The 1997-nt window shown below is 67.6% G+C and carries 1 protein-coding gene; it reads right to left on the bottom strand.

The genetic code is table 11. The annotated features are described in order from the left end of the window. Positions 1 to 1997 (bottom strand): calcium-binding protein (locus BC360_RS26310; protein ID WP_167590862.1); only part of this gene is annotated, 1997 nt, incomplete at both ends.

Here is a 1997-nt window from a genome sequence, read left to right as displayed (position 1 = left end):
ATCTCGGCGCCCTCAGCCGTGCCACCGTCGAGGTCGATCACCACCGCCTGTGTTGCCGCCGAGGCGTCGTAGCTGTCGACCGCCTCATTGCCGTCAATACGGTCGTTGCCGTCACTGCCGCTCGCCTCCGGTGGGATCACGACGAGGAAGGTGTCGCTGCCGGTATTGCCTTCGAGCTCGTCGTTGCCGGCGCCCCCGACGAGAACGTCGTCGCCGCCGCGGCCGCGCAACCGGTCATTGCCGTCGCCGCCCGACAGGATATTGTTGCCGGTCCCACCCGACAGCTGGTCGCCCCCCTGGCCACCGGTGATGATTTCGAAGCCATCGATCCGGTCCGTGCCGATCTCGTTGCCCTCGGCAATCCCGGTCTCCATGTCCGCAAGGACTTCCTGGACCAGAGCCGAGAGATCGAGTGTGTCGATACCGTCGCCGCCCGAACAGCTATCGTTGCCATCATTCGTCGCGGTGCCGTTGCCGGTCTCGATCATGGCGACGACGATAACCGTGTCGTCGCCGTTGCCGCCGGAGACGATGTCGTTGCCCTGGCCGCCGGCCAGCGTGTCGTTGCCGTCATTGCCGACGAGGGTGTTGCAGGCGGCATCGCCCGAAAGCTGGTCGTCACCGGTCCCGCCGATCACCGTCTCGATGCTGTCGAGCGTATCCGATCCGATCTCGTCACCCTCGGCGGTGCCCTGTTCGAGGTCGACGACGATGGTCTTGGTGCTGGCGCTGGCATCGAGCGTGTCGTTTCCTGCGCCGCCGGAATAGGTATCGTTGTCGTCGCTCGTTTCCCCGGGCACGCAGGCCGGTGCTTCGACGAGCATGGTGTCATTGCCGTTGCCGCCGGAGACGGTGTCGTCGCCCTGGCCGCCCGAGAGCGTGTCGCCGCCGTCGCGGCCGTCGATGACATCGTTGCCGTCATTGCCGGCGAGGGTGTTGCAGGCGGCATCGCCGGCAAGCTGGTCGTCACTGGTCCCGCCGATCACCGCCTCGATGCTGTCGAGCGTGTCGCTGCCGATCTCCTCGCCGCTGGCGGTGCCCTGCTCGAGGTCGACGACGATGGTCTTGGTGCTGGCGCTGGCATCGAGCGTGTCGAAGCCGGTGCCGCCGGAATAGGTATCGTCGCCGTCGTCAGTATGGGGGGCGGCGGCCGGCGATACCGGTGCCTGACGGGCCTCCTCGCTGGTCGCTGCGGTGACGATGACGTCGTTGCCGGCACTGGCAACAACCGTGTCGTCGCCGCTGCCGCCCGCAAGCCGATCGTCTTCGCTGCCGCCATCGACGAGATCGTCGCCGGCATCGCCCTCGAGGCTATCCTTGCCGTCCTCGCCGAACAGCCGGTCGTCGCCGGTGCCGCCCGAAGCTGTGTCGTCGCCGGCCTCGCCGATGAGGATGTCGTCGCCGGCCTCGCCATGGAGCCGATCGTCGCCGGCGCCGCCAAACAGGATGTCGTCGCCATTGCCGCCGAACAGCCGGTCATCGCCGTCATCGCCATGGAGGGTGTCGTCGCCGTCGCCGCCCAGCAGCGTGTCGTTGCCGCTGCCGCCGAGGATCAGGTCGTCATCTTCGCGGCCATAGACGATGTCGTCGCCGCCAAGGGCGGCGATGATATCGGGATGCGGCGTGCCGATCAGCACGTCCGGTCCCTCGGTGCCCTTGATCTCATGGGCCGGCCAGTCGAGCAGCGCCAGGAGCGCGCCATTGGCAACGCTGCCGCTGCCGTCGGAGACGGTGTAGCTGAAGCTGACCTCGCCGATCTCGCCGCGGCCCGGCGTATAGAGCCACATGCCGTCGGCATAGGCGCGCACCGAACCGGAAGAGACGGTCAGATTGGCAATCGTCAGCCGGTCGCCGTCGGGGTCGAGCGTGTTGGCCAGGAGATCATCGAGCAGGATGATCGCCGACAGGTTCATGAAGCCGTTGGCAAGAATGTTGCGGCCGGCCACCACCGGCAGCCGGTTGCTGCGGGTGCCGCCGTCATCGTCGTCGTCGTCGTC

This window comes from Ensifer sp. LC163 (genome assembly GCF_001695855.1).
Lineage (GTDB): Bacteria > Pseudomonadota > Alphaproteobacteria > Rhizobiales > Rhizobiaceae > Ensifer.
The sequence above is the reverse complement of the archived record's forward strand: the minus strand, read 5'-3'. Positions and strand labels throughout refer to the sequence as shown.